The sequence below is a fragment of the Telluria sp. AZSoR62 genome (assembly GCF_058111565.1).
The window spans coordinates 115,169-132,690 of record NZ_JBYTST010000013.1 but is presented as its reverse complement, the minus strand read 5'-3'; the positions used below and the strand labels follow the sequence as shown (position 1 = coordinate 132,690).

General features: G+C 64.5%; 13 protein-coding genes. 9 read left to right on the top strand and 4 right to left on the bottom strand.

Annotated features, from left to right (window positions below; genetic code table 11):
- The first annotated feature begins 321 nt into the window (after nucleotides 1-321).
- From AC3XQU_RS19280 to AC3XQU_RS19270, 3 genes are all read left to right on the top strand, one after another.
- Entirely contained in the window at nucleotides 322-1,224 is a 903-nt protein-coding gene (locus AC3XQU_RS19280) for a retroviral-like aspartic protease family protein (protein ID WP_489875773.1), read from the top strand.
- A 211-nt stretch (nucleotides 1,225-1,435) separates the two neighbouring features.
- Entirely contained in the window at nucleotides 1,436-3,382 is a 1,947-nt protein-coding gene (locus AC3XQU_RS19275) for a DUF4214 domain-containing protein (RefSeq protein WP_489875772.1), read from the top strand.
- 110 nt (nucleotides 3,383-3,492) lie between these two features.
- Nucleotides 3,493-3,786 (top strand): hypothetical protein, encoded by a 294-nt coding sequence (locus tag AC3XQU_RS19270; RefSeq protein WP_489875771.1) that lies wholly within the window; start codon nucleotides 3,493-3,495, stop codon nucleotides 3,784-3,786.
- 18 nt (nucleotides 3,787-3,804) lie between these two features.
- On the opposite strand, the gene AC3XQU_RS19265 is transcribed toward AC3XQU_RS19270, so the two are convergent.
- Together AC3XQU_RS19265 and AC3XQU_RS19260 are read right to left on the bottom strand one after the other, a co-directional pair.
- On the bottom strand, nucleotides 3,805-5,250 hold the full coding sequence (locus AC3XQU_RS19265) for a DHA2 family efflux MFS transporter permease subunit (RefSeq protein ID WP_489875770.1): 1,446 nt from the start codon (nucleotides 5,248-5,250) through the stop codon (nucleotides 3,805-3,807).
- A 100-nt stretch (nucleotides 5,251-5,350) separates the two neighbouring features.
- Nucleotides 5,351-5,902 (bottom strand): acyloxyacyl hydrolase, encoded by a 552-nt coding sequence (locus AC3XQU_RS19260; protein ID WP_489875769.1) that lies wholly within the window; start codon nucleotides 5,900-5,902, stop codon nucleotides 5,351-5,353.
- A gap of 143 nt (nucleotides 5,903-6,045) precedes the next feature.
- Between AC3XQU_RS19260 and AC3XQU_RS19255 the strand changes: the two genes are divergently transcribed.
- Together AC3XQU_RS19255 and AC3XQU_RS19250 are read left to right on the top strand one after the other, a co-directional pair.
- The gene (locus AC3XQU_RS19255) at nucleotides 6,046-6,744 is read left to right on the top strand and encodes a suppressor of fused domain protein (RefSeq protein WP_489875768.1); all 699 of its coding nucleotides are present in this window, start codon (nucleotides 6,046-6,048) and stop codon (nucleotides 6,742-6,744) included.
- Nucleotides 6,744-7,637: an NAD(P)-dependent oxidoreductase gene (locus AC3XQU_RS19250; protein WP_489875767.1), complete on the top strand. Its 894-nt coding sequence runs from the start codon at nucleotides 6,744-6,746 to the stop codon at nucleotides 7,635-7,637. The genes AC3XQU_RS19255 and AC3XQU_RS19250 overlap by 1 nt, the downstream gene beginning before the upstream one ends.
- Nucleotides 7,638-7,689: 52 nt before the next feature.
- Here the strand turns inward: AC3XQU_RS19250 and AC3XQU_RS19245 are convergent, their stop codons facing one another.
- A complete protein-coding gene (locus AC3XQU_RS19245) occupies nucleotides 7,690-8,883 on the bottom strand; it encodes a M20 aminoacylase family protein (RefSeq protein WP_489875766.1) in 1,194 nt (397 codons plus the stop codon).
- 136 nt (nucleotides 8,884-9,019) lie between these two features.
- Here AC3XQU_RS19245 and AC3XQU_RS19240 point away from each other — a divergent pair, with 136 nt between their 5' ends.
- The 4 genes from AC3XQU_RS19240 (at nucleotide 9,020) to AC3XQU_RS19225 (ending at nucleotide 15,879) form a co-directional block, all read left to right on the top strand.
- Nucleotides 9,020-11,122, top strand: a complete 2,103-nt coding sequence (locus AC3XQU_RS19240) for a molybdopterin-containing oxidoreductase family protein (RefSeq protein WP_489875765.1) — start codon at nucleotides 9,020-9,022, stop codon at nucleotides 11,120-11,122.
- Nucleotides 11,123-11,147: 25 nt separating this feature from the next.
- Nucleotides 11,148-12,248: an aminopeptidase gene (locus AC3XQU_RS19235; protein ID WP_489875778.1), complete on the top strand. Its 1,101-nt coding sequence runs from the start codon at nucleotides 11,148-11,150 to the stop codon at nucleotides 12,246-12,248.
- Between the two features lie 158 nt (nucleotides 12,249-12,406).
- Nucleotides 12,407-14,098 (top strand): long-chain-fatty-acid--CoA ligase, encoded by a 1,692-nt coding sequence (locus AC3XQU_RS19230; protein WP_489875764.1) that lies wholly within the window; start codon nucleotides 12,407-12,409, stop codon nucleotides 14,096-14,098.
- A 98-nt stretch (nucleotides 14,099-14,196) separates the two neighbouring features.
- Nucleotides 14,197-15,879, top strand: coding sequence for a long-chain-fatty-acid--CoA ligase (locus AC3XQU_RS19225; RefSeq protein WP_489875763.1), 1,683 nt, complete (start codon nucleotides 14,197-14,199; stop codon nucleotides 15,877-15,879).
- A 61-nt stretch (nucleotides 15,880-15,940) separates the two neighbouring features.
- Here the strand turns inward: AC3XQU_RS19225 and AC3XQU_RS19220 are convergent, their stop codons facing one another.
- A complete protein-coding gene (locus AC3XQU_RS19220; protein ID WP_489875762.1) occupies nucleotides 15,941-17,518 on the bottom strand; it encodes an alkaline phosphatase D family protein in 1,578 nt (525 codons plus the stop codon).
- Nucleotides 17,519-17,522: the final 4 nt, after the last annotated feature.

Here is a 17,522-nt window from a genome sequence, read left to right as displayed (position 1 = left end):
CTTTGCGCCGATGATAGTGCTGCAACCAGTGTGAAAGTAGGTTATCGTCAGGCTAGTTATAAGCAAAACCCCACCAGGTGATCCTGGTGGGGTTTTTTGCGTTTATATCCGCGCGCTCTTCTTTATGGCCGCTGGGTAATTTGTGCCGCCCTGATTCAAACGACCCACCCGTACTTATACTGGATCTTCATACAACTCACCTTCGCCCCCATGATCCCTGCTCGCCGTCGTCCTTCCGCCTCCCTGGTACGGTATGCCGTTTGCGCCAGCCTGCTGTTCTCCCATGCGGCCATCGCCTCTTCGCTTCCTCCCGGCTGCGACATGAACGAGCAGCCGGCACTGCCGGTCACGATCACCGACGACATGCGGCCGGTCGGCAAGGCCACGATCAACGGCACCACCGTTCCTGTGATGCTCAGCACCGGCGCGGCCGAATCGGTGGTGTTCAACCGCAAAACGCTGGACCGCTTGGGCATCGGCATGCGCAGCTCGACGGGCAGGCTGAACGCGGAGGATGAGCGCAATCCAATAGGCGTGGATATCGTGCGCGATGTGACGCACGCCCAGATCAAGGAGTTTTCCTTCGGCGCCAGCACTACGAAAAACAGCACCTATCCGGTCGAGGACTTCTTGGACGACAGCTACGGCGTCAGGATCGGCGCCGGCACCCTGCTGCTGACGGATCTCGAGATTGCCCTGGACGCCGGCTACATCAAGCCTTTCAAGCCGAGCGGCTGCATCCGGGCCCACATGGCTTATTGGGATCCGCAGGCGGTATCGGTTCTGGCCTGGCACGATCCATGGAAGCGCGAGCCACGCCTGGTATTCAGTGTCCGTATCAACGGCGTCGACCTGCGCGCCTTGCTGTCGACCGCCACGCCGCATTCCTATCTGCCGAAGACCACCGCCGAACGGCTGGGATTGACGTCGAATTCTCGGGGCGCTGTGCGTGAGGATCCCTTGCCCGGGCATGCACCGGACCAGCCAGTGTGGAAAGTGCCAGTGGCGACGATGTCGGTCGGCGCACTGGAAGTCAAGGACCTCGACCTGCGCCTGGTCTCCCTGCCGCATTCCGGCGAACTCCTGGTATTGGGTGCGGACTTCCTGCACCGGCACCGCATCTATATCGCTATGAGCCAGAAGCAGATCTACTTCTCCCCGATCACCACGCCGCGGACGATGAAGCGCGGCGAGGTGAAGGTAATCCCGCAGAAGATCGACTGAACCACCAGGTCAGGTCATCTTCAAAAAGCGCGAGGCATTCCCCGCTGTCAAAGCGGAGGCCTCGTCTTGCCCGCGGATGGGCGATACCGGGCGGCCGCTATGCACCACGAATGTTCTCCCGCATTTGCTCAAAAAGGATTATCTAAACGCCTCGAATCTTTCTAAAATGTCGGTTTGGCAATTTTAGGAAGATATCGCTATGTGGACAGCAATGCCGCGCACCCGATCTGGCGCGCTCTCGTCTCGCTTGAGCCGGACCGCCGCACTGGCAGTGCTGATGGCAAGCCTGGGCGGTTGTGGCGGAGACAGCGATCCTGCTGCGGAGCGCGTGGCCGAGCTGGGTCGTACATCTGCACAAACCACGGCTGTCCAGGCAACTCCTGCGGTCGTCGCGATGGCCGGGATGCGCGCCGACTATAAAATCGAGCGCATTGCCGGAACGGTCCAGCTTACGCACAGCGCCACTGCGATCGTGACCCGCGTTGCAGTGAACACCCGGGTCCGTTTCGCCGATTTCACTTTTGCGATGGATATCGATGGCAATGCCGGTAAAGTCTATCGGCTCTATAAAGCCGCATTCAACCGTACACCCGATGTGCGGGGACTGAGTTATTGGATCCAGGTGATGGACAACGGCGCGTCGCTCGCGTCGATTGCCCAGGATTTTGTCGGTTCGGTCGAATACCGCGATGTCTATGGCATCAACCCCAGCGAAACCGAAACAATCAGCCGGTACTACAATAATGTGCTGGGCCGGGAAGGCGATGCAACCGGCGCCGCGTTCTGGGCGGGGATTTTGCGCGACAAGAAATCTACCGTGGCCGAGGTACTGGTCGGCTTCAGCGAAAGCGCCGAAAACCAGGAAGGCGTGTATGCCGCGATCAGCAACGGTATCGCATATCGGGAAGCGGGGCCTACCTATGTCGCGGTCGCCGATGCCGGTCCACAACGCTCCGGCACGGTCGGCACAGCCTTGATGCTCGACGGCTCGGCCAGCCTGGGACGCACGGATTTCCTGGTCTACGCCTGGGCAATCACGGAGCGGCCAGCCAACAGTGTGGCCACGCTGCTCAACGCCAGCACTGCGTTTCCGACGTTCACGCCCGATAAAGAAGGTAGATACACGCTCAGCCTCACCGTGAATGATGGCGCAACGCGTTCGACGGCGACGACCACGGTAGTGGCAATGCCACCCGGACTGAATTTTGCTCCGATCGACGCGCGGTATTCCCGTGGCCTGGACAAGGTCATCACCGTCTCGACCAGTCCAAATGCCTTGAGCATTGTCGATCCCTTCTCCAATGCGATCCGTACGGTCAACCTGCCGACGGCAGTCAAGAATTTCAGCCTCAGCCCGAATGGCAGGCTGGCAATCGTCTTGTATGACAGCGTGGCAAGCCTCGTCGATCTCGAGAGAGCCACGATTATCAAGTCGTTCGCCACCGGCGGAAAGCATACCGATGCCTTCATCACCAACACGTCCATCGCCTATTTCATCGGTCAGACGGGAGGCCAGTGGGTATCTCCTTCGGTCAGCTATTTCAATGCGCGCACCGGGCAGGACCTGACGACCGTGGGCTTGGGTTCGCGTTCTTTCTACGGAACGCAACAGGGTGTTTTTGCCGGATCGAAAAACAAAGTATTCCTTGTGTCGCAGGGGATTTCACCTTCCGATATCAATTATTTCGCCATTAATCCGGCTACGAATGCAGTCAGCGAATCCGGCGATTCGCCCTACCACGGCGATTACGGGATGCCTCCACCCTTGTTCCTGTCGGAGAACGAAGATCTGCTGTTCACGGCCAACGGCAACGTCTTCAACACCAGCACCCTGCGTTACGCCGGGGGTATCGGCTTGCCACGCGACCATTCGATTATCTCGCTCAGCAATTCGACGGTAAGGGATGAGACGATACTGCTGGCCGCGCCGTTCAGTTACATAGGGAGCTCGGCTGGGGGACTGCCTGCCAAATACTACCTCTACAACAGCGCCCTGTTCTTTGCTGCGGGGACGGCCGATTTGCCTGTGGTCGAAGGCAAGCAGACCTATGGGCTGAAGATTTGGCATAGTGCAGGTGGCCGCCGTATCGCACTGGTACAACTCGGTTCGGCCACACCCATGGCGCCGGGAACACGCTACCTCGTGCTGCCGCTCTGACCTGGATGCAGGGTGCGCCGCCCACCGGCGGCGCGGGCTTACATTCCTGACATTGCATCTGCGTCCACCCGGCTTACACTGGAGAAGCTTCGCTTCTACCGGGGGCTGACATGAACCTTCACTTCAACCCGTCGCTGCGGCGCGCCGCCGCAGCGCTGCTGTTGGCTGGCGGCCTGGGAGGCTGCGCCGTCTATGCCCCACCCTATGCCTACGACACGGCCTATGCCTACCCGGCCTATGTCGGGCCGCCGGTATCGCTGGACCTGGGATTCGCCTTCTACGATCGCCCGCGCCATGGCCACTATCGGCACCATCACCATCATGGCTGGCGTGGGCATGGCTGGGGACACCATCGCGGAGGCTGGGGTCACCATCACCGCGGCGGCCGGCACGGCCGTCACTGAGCAGGCAGGGCAGGTGGCCTAGCTGCCCAGCGGCTGGGCCACCGGCTCGGCTTCCTTCGCCTTCACCTCGCCGCGGCTGATGCTGTCGCCGTCGTTGCGGCGCAGGCGCCAGAAGATCAGGGACGACACCAGCGTCATGACGGCCAGCGTGCCGAAGCCGTGGTGCAGCGCCTTCGACACCAGCAGCTGGTTGTCCTGCGCCACCGGCCCCAGGAACCAGGCCGTCACGATCGAGCCGGTCGCCAGGCCGAAGCTCATCGACAGCTGCTGGAAGGAAGAGGACATGGTGCTCGCCATACTCGAATCCTTCGGCTCGATGTCGGCATAGGCCAGCGTATTCATGCTCGAGAACTGCAGCGAATTGAAGAAGCCCTGCGCCAGGCTGATCGCCACGATGACGTAGAAGGGCGTGCTGGGACCGACCAGGGTGAACATGGCGATCGTCAGGCCGATCAGCACGGTATTGACCATCAGGACCTGGCGGTAGCCGAAGCGCGCCAGCAGCCGGGGCGCGAACATCTTCATGCACATCGCGGCCGCCGCCGCCGGCATCATGAGCAGGCCGGATTGCCAGGCCGGCAGCCCCAGGCCCAGCTGGTAGAGCAGCGGCAGCAGGAAGGGCAGGCCGCCGACGCCGAGCCGCGTGAAGAAGCCGCCTGCCACCGAGATGCGGAAGGTGCGCACCTTGAACAGGGTCAGGCGCAGTAGCGGGTGCTTGATGCGCAACGCATGCCAGGTATAGCCCGCCAGCAGCGCCACTGACAGGGCCAGCAGCAGCCCGCCGGTGACGGCGTCGAGCGTGTGCTCGCCAAACACTTCCAGCAGCCAGGACAGGATGGCGGTGCCGCTGCTGAACAGCACCAGGCCGATCAGGTCGAGCGGGCGTTTTTCCGGCGCCTGGTAGTCCGGCATGTGCTTCCAGACCAGGTAGAGCGCGATCAGCCCGACCGGCACGTTGACGAAGAAGATCACGCGCCAGGAAGTCCAGTGCACGATCAGCCCGCCGACGGTCGGCCCGAGCAGCGGCCCGATCAGCGCCGGGATGATCACGAAATTCATCGCGCCCAGCAGCTCGCTCTTGGGGAAGGTGCGCACGATGGCCAGGCGCCCGACCGGCATCATCATCGCCCCGCCCAGTCCCTGCAGCAGGCGCGCGGCCGTCATCGTGGCGGCGGTCGGCGCCAGGCCGCACAGCACCGAGGCGATCGTGAAAATCGAAATGGCGGTAAAGAAGACGCGGCGGGTGCCGAAGCGGTCGGCCATCCAGCCGCTGAGCGGGATGCCGACGGCCAGGCCGAGGATGTAGCTGGTGACCACCGACTTGAGACTCAGCGGCGTGACCTGCAGGCTGGCCGCGATGCTGGGAATGGCGGTATTGACGATGGTGGCGTCGAGCTGCTCCATGAAGAGGGCAGTCGCCACCAGCCACGGCAAGTAGCGTTTGATCGTGCTGGGATCGGTCAATCGGGCCTCGTGTTGCGTGCAGGCCGGACGGCCCTCCTGGCCTGATTTTTACATACTTCGCGACCGGGCCGTGTTCGGCACCGCCTCGGCCGCGACCTGCTTAGAAGCGGTAGCCCGCCTTGAGCACGACCCAGTTTGCGCCGGCGTTCGGGCGCTTGATGCTGGCGTTCGAGTAGTGCTGGAACTTCAGGCCGAAGTCCCATTTGGCCGTGGTATAGCCCACGCCCACGTGGTCGGCGAACTGGAAGGCGGTGGCCAGTTCCTTGTCGCGGTTCTTGTACAGCGTGGAGAACAGGCTGACACCGATGCCGGCTTCGCCATACAGGCCGAGCTTGCTGTCGTTCTGGTAGCGGAAGACCGGCGTGAAGCCGATGACGGCGATGTTCTTCTCCTGGCCGGAGACATTGCGGTAGGCATCGAGCTGCCAGAGCGCCAGGTTGCCTTCCCAGTAGCCCGACAGGTGGCGGCCATTGCCGGCGAACCAGCGCTGTTGCCAATCCTTTTGTGCAGCGAAACGAACCATCCGCTGTTGTGGATTACTGCCGACCTCGAGCGAGATGGTATCGACGGCGCGCTCGGCCGCATGGGTGGCTGGAGCAAGGAGGGCGGCCAAACCGGCGGCAATGGCAGCCAATGACTTCGAAATACGCATGGTGATCTTTCTTGGCAGGAGAGAAATATTGTGCAATGCGTTATATTGTACTAGCGTGAACAATCCGCTGCTGGCTGCCGCCTGATCCGTGGCGCGGGTATGATAGACCCTCCGCAAAACGCGCCCTTCACTCCCCATTTCGCATGACTGAACCGATCTCGACGCCGCTCTACCCCCTCGCCCATCCGACCCAGCAGCAGGCGGCCCCCGCCACGTTGCCGCACGACCCGGTCGCCGACCACATTGCCCAGCATCTCGGCCGCATCGACACCGTCTTCCACGACACCGTGGCGGACCCGGTCCAGGTCGACATCCACGTGGTGCCGGCCAATGCGCAGACCCCATTCCTGCGGCTGGTGACCTCGGGCATGAGCAGCCGCGCGATGACGGTGCCGGAAGGCGCGCCGCCGTATGCCGAGCTGATGATGGCCCTGCCGGCGGACTGGAAGCTCGACGCGCAATCGGTACAGGACGAGCGCTGGTACTGGCCGGTCGCCCTGCTGCGCCACCTGGCCCACTATCCGCACCAGCACGCCACCTGGCTGGGCCTGGGCCACACGGTGCCCAACGGCAGCCCGGCCAAGCCCTATGCCAAGGGTGTCGAGTTCACCGGCGCGATCCTGCTGCCGCCGGCCTCGGCGCCGGAAGCGTTTGCCTCGCTGGCCCAGGACGGCAAGGACATCTATTTCCATTGCGTGGTGCCGCTGTATGACGCGGAGCTGAACCTCGTCAAGCGCAAGGGCTTCCCGGAACTGCTCGACGCCTTCAACGAGAAGGGCGTCACCGACCTGGTGGTCCCGGGACGCAAGAACACCGTCAAGAAATTCCTCGGGCTGTTCTGATGACCACCACCGCCTTCCTCGGCATCGGCCTGATGGGAAGGCCGATGGCAAGCCGCCTCGCGCGGGCGGGCTACAGCGTGCGCGCCTGGAACCGGACGCTTGCCAAGGCCGAGGCCGTGCGCGAGGCCGGGGCTGAGCCGGTGGCGGACCTGCCGGATGCCGTGCGCGGCGCGCAGGTGGTCATTTCCATGCTCGAGGCGGGGCAGATCGTGGGCGAGGTGATCGCCGCGGCCCTGCCTTCGCTGGCGCCCGGGACATTGTGGGTCGACATGAGCTCGACGCGGCAGGACGAGGCGCTGGCCTTTCATGCGACGCTGGCGGCGCGCGGCTGCCGCTTCATCGATGCGCCGGTGTCGGGCGGCGTCGGTGGCGCGGAAAGCGGAACGCTGGCCATCATGGTGGGCGGCGGCCAGGCGGAATTTGACCAGTTGGCAAAACTTCTGGCCGTGCTGGGAACGGCGCAGCGGGTGGGGCCGGTCGGCAGCGGGCAGGTGGCCAAGCTGTGCAATCAATTGATCGTCGGCGCGACCCTGAACGTGGTGGCGGAAGCGCTGTTGCTGGCCCAGGCGGCCGGGGCGGATCCGGCCGCGGTGCGCGAGGCCATCCGCGGCGGGTTCGCGGGCAGCCGCATCCTCGAGGTGCACGGGCAGCGCATGCTGGAGCGCAATTTCATGCCTGGCGGGCAGGTAAAGAGCCAGTTGAAGGACTTGCGCAATGTGCTGGCAGCAGCAGGGGCCGCGGGGTTAAGCCTGCCAGTGACGGAGCTGGTGACGCGCAGGTATGAGGCGATCGAGATGCCGTTGCCGACGGCCGATCATGCGGCCGCGCTGCTGGCGTTGGAAATGCTGAACCCGGGTATCCGGCTGGGGGACGCCGCAGACCAGCTCCCGTAGGAGGGCAGAGTCTGCCCTCCTGCGAGTCGCAGCAACGCTTCGGTCGCAGCGCTTACGCCACCGGCAAACTCATCTCCACCAGCTTCACCCAGTAACTCGCCCCGATCGGCAGCAAGTTGTCGTTGAAGTCGTAGCTGGTGTTGTGCAGCTGGCACGGCCCCAGCCCATGCCCGCCGGCGCGGTGCGAACCCTCGCCATTCCCGATGAAGACATAGCAGCCGGGCTTCTCCTGCAGCATGTAGGCAAAGTCTTCCGCCCCCATGGTCGGCTCGACATTTGTATCGACCCGCTCCGCCCCCACCACCGCGCGCATCGCTTCCACTGCAAACGCCGTCTTCTCGGCATGGTTGATCAGCGGCGGATAATTGCGCTTGAAGTTGAAGTCGACCGACGCATTGAAGGCCGTTGCCACCCCTAGCGCCATCTCTTCCATGCGGCGCTGGATCAGGTCGAGCACGCCAGTCGAGAAGGTGCGCACGGTGCCCACCAGCTCGGCTTCGTCGGGAATGACATTGGTGGCGCTGCCCGCGTGGATTTGCGTGATCGACAGCACCGCCGATTCCAGCGGATTCTTTTCGCGCGACACGATGGTCTGCCAGGCTTGCGCAATCTGCACCGCCACCATGACGGGATCGATGCCGCGGTGGGGCTGGGCCGCATGGCAGCCCTTGCCGCGCACGACCACGCGGAACTCGTTACTGGACGCCATCATCGGCCCCGCGACCACGCCGAAGTTCCCTTCGGGGATGCCGGGCCAGTTATGCATGCCGTACACCGCCTCCATCGGGAACTGTGTGAACAGGCCGTCATCCATCATGCGGCGCGCGCCGCCGCCGCCTTCTTCGGCCGGCTGGAAGATCAGGTAGACGGTGCCGTCGAAGTTGCGGTGCTGCGCCAGGTGGTGGGCGGCGCCGAGCAGCATGGCGGTGTGGCCATCGTGGCCGCAGGCGTGCATCTTGCCTGCATGGCGGGAGGTATGCGCGAAAGCGTTCGTCTCCTGCATCGGCAGCGCATCCATGTCGGCGCGCAGGCCGATCGCACGCTTGGACGAACCGTGCTGGATGATGCCGACCACGCCGGTCACGCCCAGCCCGCGCACGATCGGGATGCCCCATTCGGTCAGGCGCGCCGCCACCATGTCGGCGGTGCGCACTTCTTCATAACAGAGCTCCGGATGCGCATGCAGGTCGCGCCGGATCTCCTGTAACTCCGCTTGGAAAGCGAGGATAGGTTCGATGAGCTTCATCTCTGTCTCCGTTTTGTCATGCTGGCATTGCACACTTTGAACTATTGTAGCCTGCCTCAAACAGAGAGTGAAAGAGGCGGCACGGACAGGCCGGGAATCGGATAAAGTATTGGTTTCACGAAGCATTTTCCCGTCCATGTCCGTCACCCAAGTCCGCGCTGCCTGCCCCCACGATTGCCCCGATACCTGTGCGATCCTCGTCACCGTCGATAACGGCGTGGCGACCGAAGTGAAGGGCGATCCGGAGCATCCGACGACGGCGGGCGTGCTGTGCACGAAGGTGGCGCGCTATGTGGAGCGCACCTATCACCCGGACCGCGTGCTGTACCCGATGCGCCGCGTCGGCCGCAAGGGCGAGGGCAAGTTCGAACGCATCAGCTGGGGCGACGCGATCGACGAGATCGCGGCGCGCCTCGGCGAGATCGCTTCCCGCGATCCGCAAGCCATTCTCCCGTACAGCTATGCAGGCACGATGGGACTCGTGCAGGGCGATTCCATGTCTTTGCGTTTCTTCAACAAACTCGGGGCCTCGCTGCTGGACCGTACCATCTGCGCCACAGCCGGTGCGACCGGCTACAAGTACACCATCGGCGGCTCGATCGGCACCGACATCGAGCAGTTCCAGGACGCGAAGCTGATCCTGATCTGGGGTGGCAATCCGATCGCCTCGAACCTGCACCTCTGGATGCGCGTGCAGGAAGCCAAGCGCCGCGGCGCCAAGCTCATCGCCATCGATCCCTACCGCTCGCTCACGGCCGAGAAATGCCACCAGCATATTGCCCTGCTGCCGGGCACGGACGCCGCGCTGGCGCTGGGCATGATGCACGTGCTGATCCAGGAAGACCTGGTCGACCACGACTACATCGCCCGCCACACGCTCGGCTACGACGAACTCAAAGCGCGCGCGCTGGAATGGACGCCCGAGCGCACCGCCGAGACCTGCGGCATCACCGCCGGCGAAGTGGTGGAACTGGCGCGCCTGTACGGCCAGGTGGCGCGCAGCGGCGAGGGCGCGGCAATTCGCCTGAACTACGGCCTGCAGCGCGTGCGCGGCGGCGGCATGGCGGTGCGTAACATCGCCTGCCTGCCGGCCCTGGTCGGCGCCTGGCGCCACAAGGCCGGCGGCGTGCAGCTCTCGACCTCGGGCTCCTTCCCGGCCAACCGCCCGGTGCTGCAGCGCCCGGACCTGCTGGCCGGCCGCGCCACGCGCACCATCAACATGACCACCATTGGCGACGATTTGCTCAAAGAAGCGTCGCCCGAATTTGGCCCGAAGATCGAGGCCGTGATCGTCTACAACGCCAACCCGCTGGCGATCGCACCGGATTCGGCCAAGGTCCAGCAGGGCTTCGAGCGCGAAGACCTGTTCACCGTCGTGCTGGAGCACTTCCAGACCGACAGCGCGGACTACGCCGACATCCTGCTGCCGGCCACGACCCAGCTCGAGCACGTCGACGCCCACCTGGCCTACGGCCACCTGTACATGATGGCCAATAACGCGGCCATCGAACCGGTGGGCGAAGCGAAACCGAACACCGAATTCTTCCGCCTGCTGGCCGCGCGGATGGGCTTTACCGATGCCTGCTTCCTTGAAACCGACGACCAGCTGGCCGCACAGGCCTTCGACAAGCAGCACGAGCGCGCCATCCACTTCGACTGGGAGTCGCTCAAGAAGAAAGGCTGGCAGAAGCTGAACATGCCGGACGCGCCGTTTGCCGAGGGGGGCTTTCCGACACCGTCGGGCAAGTGCGAATTCTATTCAAGCAGCATGGCGCGCGACGGACTCGATCCGCTCCCGGCCTATATTCCGCCGTATGAATCGGCCGCCTCCAACCCGGAGCTGGCACGGAAGTACCCGCTGGCGATGATCTCGCCACCGGCCCGCAACTTCCTGAACTCGACGTTTGTAAACGTGCAGAGTTTGCGCGCAAACGAGGGCGAGCCGCACCTCGACATCCACCCGAACGATGCCGCCCGCCGCGGCATCGTTCATGGCGAGATGGCGCGTATCTTCAACGACCGCGGCTCATTCGTTGCCCGTGCACGCGTGACCGACAAGGCGCGCGAAGGGCTGGTGGTGGGCTTGTCGGTCTGGTGGAAGAAACTCGCCAGCGACGGCAAGAACGCCAACGAAGTGACCAGCCAGCGCTTGACCGACATGGGCAGGGCGCCAACCTTCTACGACACCCTGGTGCAGGTTGAAAAAGCCTCACCCTCAATGCGAGATGAAAACCTCTAGATTTTCCCAGGCCTTCCGGCCATTCATGGCCGTGACCGCCGCGGCCCTGATGTTGTCAAGCTGCTCATCCCTCAACTACTACTCCCAGGCCGCCCAGGGCCAGCTCGAACTGCTGGCGGATTCCCGCCCGATCGACGACTGGCTGGCCGATCCCCGCACCGCGACACCCCTGCGCCACCGGCTCGAGACGGCGCGCCAGATCCGCCGCTTCGCCATCCAGGAACTGAAACTGCCCGACAACGGCAGCTACACCCATTTCACCAAGCTCGAACGCCCCTACGTGCTGTGGAACGTGGTCGCCACGCCCGAGCTGTCGCTCAAGCCCATGCAGTGGTGCTTCCCGGTGGCCGGCTGCGTGAACTACCGCGGCTACTACAGCAAGCAGGCGGCGCAGGCCTACGCCAAGGAGCTGCGCGCCCAGGGCAACGACGTCGAAGTGGGGGGCGTCAGCGCCTATTCCACGCTGGGATGGTTCAGCGATCCCCTGATCTCGACCTTCATCAACTACCCGGACGCCGAGCTGGCGCGCCTGATCTTCCACGAGCTGGCGCACCAGGTGGTGTACGTGCAGGGCGATTCGAAGTTCAACGAGTCCTTCGCCAGCGCGGTGGAAGCGGCCGGCGTCGAAGGCTGGCTGGAACGCTTCGGCAATCCGATGATGACCCAGGCCTTCGAGCGCTACACCCTGCGCAAGCGCGATTTCATGGCGCTGCTGGTGCGCTACCGCGGCGAGCTGGAAAAGACCTATGCCAGCAAGATGAGCAAGGACGAGAAGCGCGCCTCCAAGGGCCGCCTGTTCGTGGCGCTGAAGGACGACTACCAGGTGCTCAAGGCGAACTGGGGCGGCTATGCCGGCTACGACCGCTTCTTCGCCGAGCCGCTGTCGAACGCCCACCTGGCCTCGATCGCCACCTACAACGACTTCGTGCCCGCCTTCCGCGCGCTGCTGCGCAAGGAGCGTTCCTGGCCGGCCTTCTACAGGTCGGTCAACCAGCTCGCCAAGCTCGACAAGGCCGATCGCTACCGCGTGCTCAGGAGCCTGGCGGCGCCGGCGGCGACCAGTCCGCTGGTCGTGCAGCGCAGCATGGGCGGCGGGAAGATAGAGGACGCGTTCCAAAAGCCGTAAAAGAGCTTGCGCACAGGGACGCTGCCCGATAGCATCACATTGAAGCGATAGCAAAGGCGCAAGCTTCGCGCGCGCGCATGCAAGGAACACCAAGATTCCGGCTGCGGGCCGCGTTCGCTCGGACCATAACGATAACTATTTCGAGACAGAGGCATCCGATGGACAAAATGTGGCTGAAGTCGTACCCCCCGAACGTCCCAGGCGAGATCAATCCGGACCAGTACCAGTCGCTCGTGCACATGCTGGACGAATCGTTCAGCAAATACGCCGACCGCAACGCCTTCGTCTGCATGGACAAGTTCCTGACCTACGGCGAACTGGATGCCTACTCGAAGAAGCTGGCCGCCTGGCTGCAAAGCCGCGGCATGCAGCCCGGCGCGCGCGTGGCGATCATGATGCCGAACGTGCTGCAGTACCCGATCGCGATCGCGGCCGTGCTGCGCGCCGGTTTCACCGTGGTCAACGTGAACCCGCTGTACACGCCGCGCGAGCTCGAGCACCAGATCACCGACTCGGGCAGCGAAGCGATCATCGTGCTCGAGAACTTCGCGCACACCGTGCAGCAGGTGATGAGCAAGACCCCGCTGCGCCACGTGGTGGTGGCGAGCATGGGCGAGATGCTGGGCGGCGCCAAGGGCATGCTGGTCAACTTCGTGGTCCGCAACGTCAAGAAGATGGTGCCCGAGTTCTCGCTGCCGAACATGGTGCGCTTCAAGGATGCGCTGTCGCAGGGCGCGAAGATGCCGTTCTCGCCGGCCGCGCCGAAGACGTCCGACATCGCCTTCCTGCAGTACACCGGCGGCACGACGGGCGTTTCGAAAGGCGCCGCGCTCACCCACCGCAACGTGATCGCCAATGTGCTGCAGACCGAGGCCTGGGCCAAGCCGGCCATGGGCGACGTGGGCAATGGCGAGCAGACCGTGATCGTGTGCGCGCTGCCGCTGTACCACATCTTCGCGCTGACGGCCTGCGCCATGTGGGGCATGCGCACCGGCTCGCTGAACGTGCTGATCGTGAACCCGCGCGACATCCCGGGCTTCATCAAGGAACTGGGCAAGTACAAGGTGAACATGCTGCCGGCGGTGAACACGCTGTACAACGCGCTGGTCAACCACCCGGACTTCGCCGGCCTCGATTTCTCGGGCCTGAAGATCTGCAACGGCGGCGGCATGGCGGTGCAGAAGGCCGTCAACGACAAGTGGAAGCAGATCACCGGCACCAGCATCATCGAAGGCTACGGCCTGTCGGAGACCTCGCCCGTGGCCACCTGCAACCGCGCCGACGTCAAGGAATTCACCGGCACCATCGGCCTGCCGGTGCCGTCCACCGACATCGCGATCCTGGACGACGAAGGCAAGCCGATGGCCCCCGGCCAGATCGGCGAGATCGCCATCCGCGGCCCGCAGGTGATGGCCGGCTACTGGAACCGTCCGGACGAAACGGCCAAGGTCATGACGCCTGACGGCTTCTTCAAGTCGGGCGACGTCGGCATCATGGACGAGCAGGGCTACGTGAAGATCGTCGACCGCAAGAAGGACATGATCCTGGTCTCGGGCTTCAATGTGTACCCGAACGAACTGGAGGGCGTGATCGCCGGCCATCCGGGCGTGCTGGAATGCGCCGTGATCGGCGTGCCGGACGAGCATTCCGGCGAAGCGGTGAAGGTATTCGTGGTCAAGAAAGACCCGAACCTGTCCGCCGAGCAGCTGATGGACTACTGCAAGCAGCAGTTCACCGGCTACAAGAAACCGAAATACATCGAGTTCCGCGACGAGCTGCCGAAGACGAATGTCGGCAAGATCCTGCGGCGCGCGCTGCGCGACGAGAAGCAGCCGGCCCAGACGGCATAAGCTCGCACGGAAGTCGGTAGGCTGAAGCCGCCCGTGTCCCGGGCGGCTTCGCGTTTTAATGGCTTGGTACAAGCTACTACATGGAAGGTGAGGCACGGATGGACAAGTTTTGGCTCAAGTCGTATGAGGAAGGCGTACCCGCGGAGATCGACCCGACGCAGTACCGTTCCCTGACGCACCTGCTCGAGGAGGCGTTCCGCAAGTACGCCGACCGCAAGGCCTACGCGTGCATGGGCAAGTCCCTCACCTTCGCCGAACTGGACCGCTTGTCTCACCGCATGGCCGCCTGGCTGCAAAGCCGCGGCATGCAGCCGGGCGCGCGCGTGGCCATCATGATGCCGAACGTGCTGCAGTATCCGGTGGCGATGGCCGCCGTGCTGCGCGCCGGCTACGTCATCGTCAACGTCAACCCGCTCTACACGCCGCGCGAGCTGCAGCACCAGCTCAAGGATTCCGGCGCCGAAGCCATCGTCGTGCTCGAGAACTTCGCGCACACGCTCGAACAGGTGATCGCCAACACCCAGGTCAAGCACGTGGTGGTCGGCACCATGGGCGACCTGCTGGGCGGCCTGAAGGGCACGCTGGTCAACCTGGTGGTGCGCAAGGTCAAGAAGATGGTGCCGGCGTATTCGCTGCCGGGCGCGGTCGGCTTCAAGCGCATGCTAGCCGACAGCAATGGCCTGGCATTGAAGCCGGTCACCATCGGCCACGACGACATCGCCTTCCTGCAGTACACCGGCGGCACCACGGGCGTGTCGAAAGGCGCCGTGCTGCTGCACAAGCAGGTGATCGCCAACGTGCTGCAGAACGAAGCCTGGTTCGCCCCGACCCTCAAACGCATCAAGGACGGCGAGCAGGCGCAGTTCGTGTGCGCGCTGCCGCTGTACCACATCTATGCGCTGACCGTGTGCGCGCTGCTGGGCCTGCGCGTGGGCGGCATGAACCTCTTGATCCCGAACCCGCGCGACATCCCGGGCTTCATCAAGGAACTGGGCAACTACCGCATCAACATCTTCCCGGCCGTGAACACGCTGTACAACGGCCTGGTGAACAACCCGGACTTCGCCAAGCTCGATTTCTCGGGCCTGCTGGTATGCCCGGGCGGCGGCATGGCGGTGCAAAAGGCCGTGGCCGACAAATGGCTGGCGCTGACCGGCATCCCGATCGTGGAAGGCTACGGGCTGTCCGAGACCTCGCCGGTGGTCACCGCCAACCGCTGCGACATCACCGACTTTACGGGCACCATCGGCCTGCCGCTGCCGTCCACCGAGATCCGCATCCTGGATGAAGCCGGCAACGAAGTCCCGTTCGGCACCGCCGGCGAGATCGGCGTGCGCGGCCCGCAGGTGATGGCCGGCTACTGGCAGCGCGACGACGAAACCGCCAAGGTCATGACCGCCGACGGCTTCTTCAAGACCGGCGACATCGGCATCATGGACGAGAAGGGCTATACCCGCATCGTCGACCGCAAGAAGGACATGATCCTGGTCTCGGGCTTCAATGTGTACCCGAACGAGATCGAGGGCGTGGTGGCGGCCATGCCGGGCGTGCTGGAAGTGGCCTGCGTCGGCGTGCCGGACAAGAATTCGGGCGAGGCGGTGAAGCTGTACATCGTGCGCAAGGATGCGAACCTGAGCAGCGACGAGGTCATCGCCTACTGCAAGGAACAGTTCACCGGCTACAAGCGGCCGAAGTATGTCGAGTTCCGCGAGACGCTGCCGAAGACCAACGTGGGCAAGATCCTGCGCCGCGAACTGCGCGACGAGAAGACGTCGGCGTAGGCTGATACTGTTATTACTTGGATCCCGACGAAGGCCGGGATCCAATCTCGCACCGCATCCACTACCCCAGCCGCAGCGCCCCCGCCACCCCATCGTCCACCCTGAACGCCGCCAGCTGCGCAATCGCCGATTTCGCATCCTGCACGTCGTCCAGTCCCATGCAGCGCGCCACCGCCTGCTTCGGCGTGATCTCCAGCAGCAGGTAGCCGCGCTTGTCGCTGCGCCCGTACAGCATGTGCGGATTGTTCTCCATCTGCGCCAGGGTGCGTTCCTGCGGGCGCGAGCTCGACGTGATCGAGGTGCCCACGAACTCGGTCGCCACCACCGGGTTCTGCTTTGACACCGGCCTGGAAAAATCGGGCCGCAGCGAGGTCGCATAGAAAGTGTGCACGTCCCCGCCCAGCACCAGCGGATTATGGGCGCCCTGCTTGACGATGGTCTCCAGCAGGCGCCGGCGCGCGGCCGGATAGCCGTCCCAGCCATCTGTCCAGAAGCGGCCGTCGTCGGCTTTCAATACCGGCACGCTGCTCGACTGCGCCATCAGGGTTTGCTGCGCAAGGACGTTCCACTTCGCGCGCGAGGTCGCCAGCCCGGACTCCAGCCAGGCCTCCTGCTCGCCGCCCAGCATCGTGCGGCGCGGGTCGCGCAGGGCTTCGCAGCCGCGCGCGAACACCGCGTTCGAGCCGCCGCGCGTGCTCGATTTGGCGCAGGCCTGCGGCGAGCGGTACTGGCGGTCGTCCAGCACGTGGAAGCGCGCCAGCCGTCCCCAGTCGTAGCGCTGGAACAGGGGCACGGCGCCGAAGCCGTCGCGCGCTACTCGTGGCAGGCGCAGCGGCATGTGCTCGTAGAAGGCCTGGTAGGCGGCCGCGCGGCGCGCTGCGAAGTCGGCGGCCAGGCGCTCGTCGCGCAGGCCGGCGTAGTCGTTGCCCACCTCGTGGTCGTCCCAGGTCACGATCCAGGGCGCGGCGTGGTGGGCGGCCTGCAGGTCCGGGTCGCTCTTGTACTGCGCATAGCGCTTGCGGTATTCCTGCAGCGTGAACGACTCGTTGCTGCGCACCGCACGCTTGGGGTGGCGCAGCTGGTAGGGACCCCACTCGTAGATATAGTCGCCCAGGAAGACGACCAGGTCGGGATGGGCGGCGGCGATATGGCGGTGCGCCGCATAGCTGCCGAACTCCCAGTGCTGGCAGGACCCGACGGCCAGCTTGAGCAAGCCCGGCATGCTGTCGCGGCCGGGCGCGGTGCGCGTGCGCCCGACAGGGCTGACGGCGTCGCCCAGCATGAAGCGGTACCAATAGGGGCGGTCGGGCGCCAGGCCTTTCACGTCGACGTGGACGCTGTGGGCCAGTTCAGGCGCGGCTGTCGCCGTGCCCTTGGCCGCGATATTGCGGAAACCCTCGTCGCCGGCCACTTCCCAGCGCACCGGCATGGCGACTTCCGCCATGGGCACGGCGCCCAGCGGATCGCTCAGGATGCGGGTCCACAGGATCACCGAGTCCGGCAGCGGCGAGCCGGAGGCGACGCCCAGGCTGAAGGGGTAGGGGCCCTTGTTGGCCGAGGCGCAGCCAGCCAAAGACAGGCTCGACAGCGCTGCGGACAGGCGCGCACTGTGGAGCAGGAAGTGCCGGCGCGTCGGCATCGTG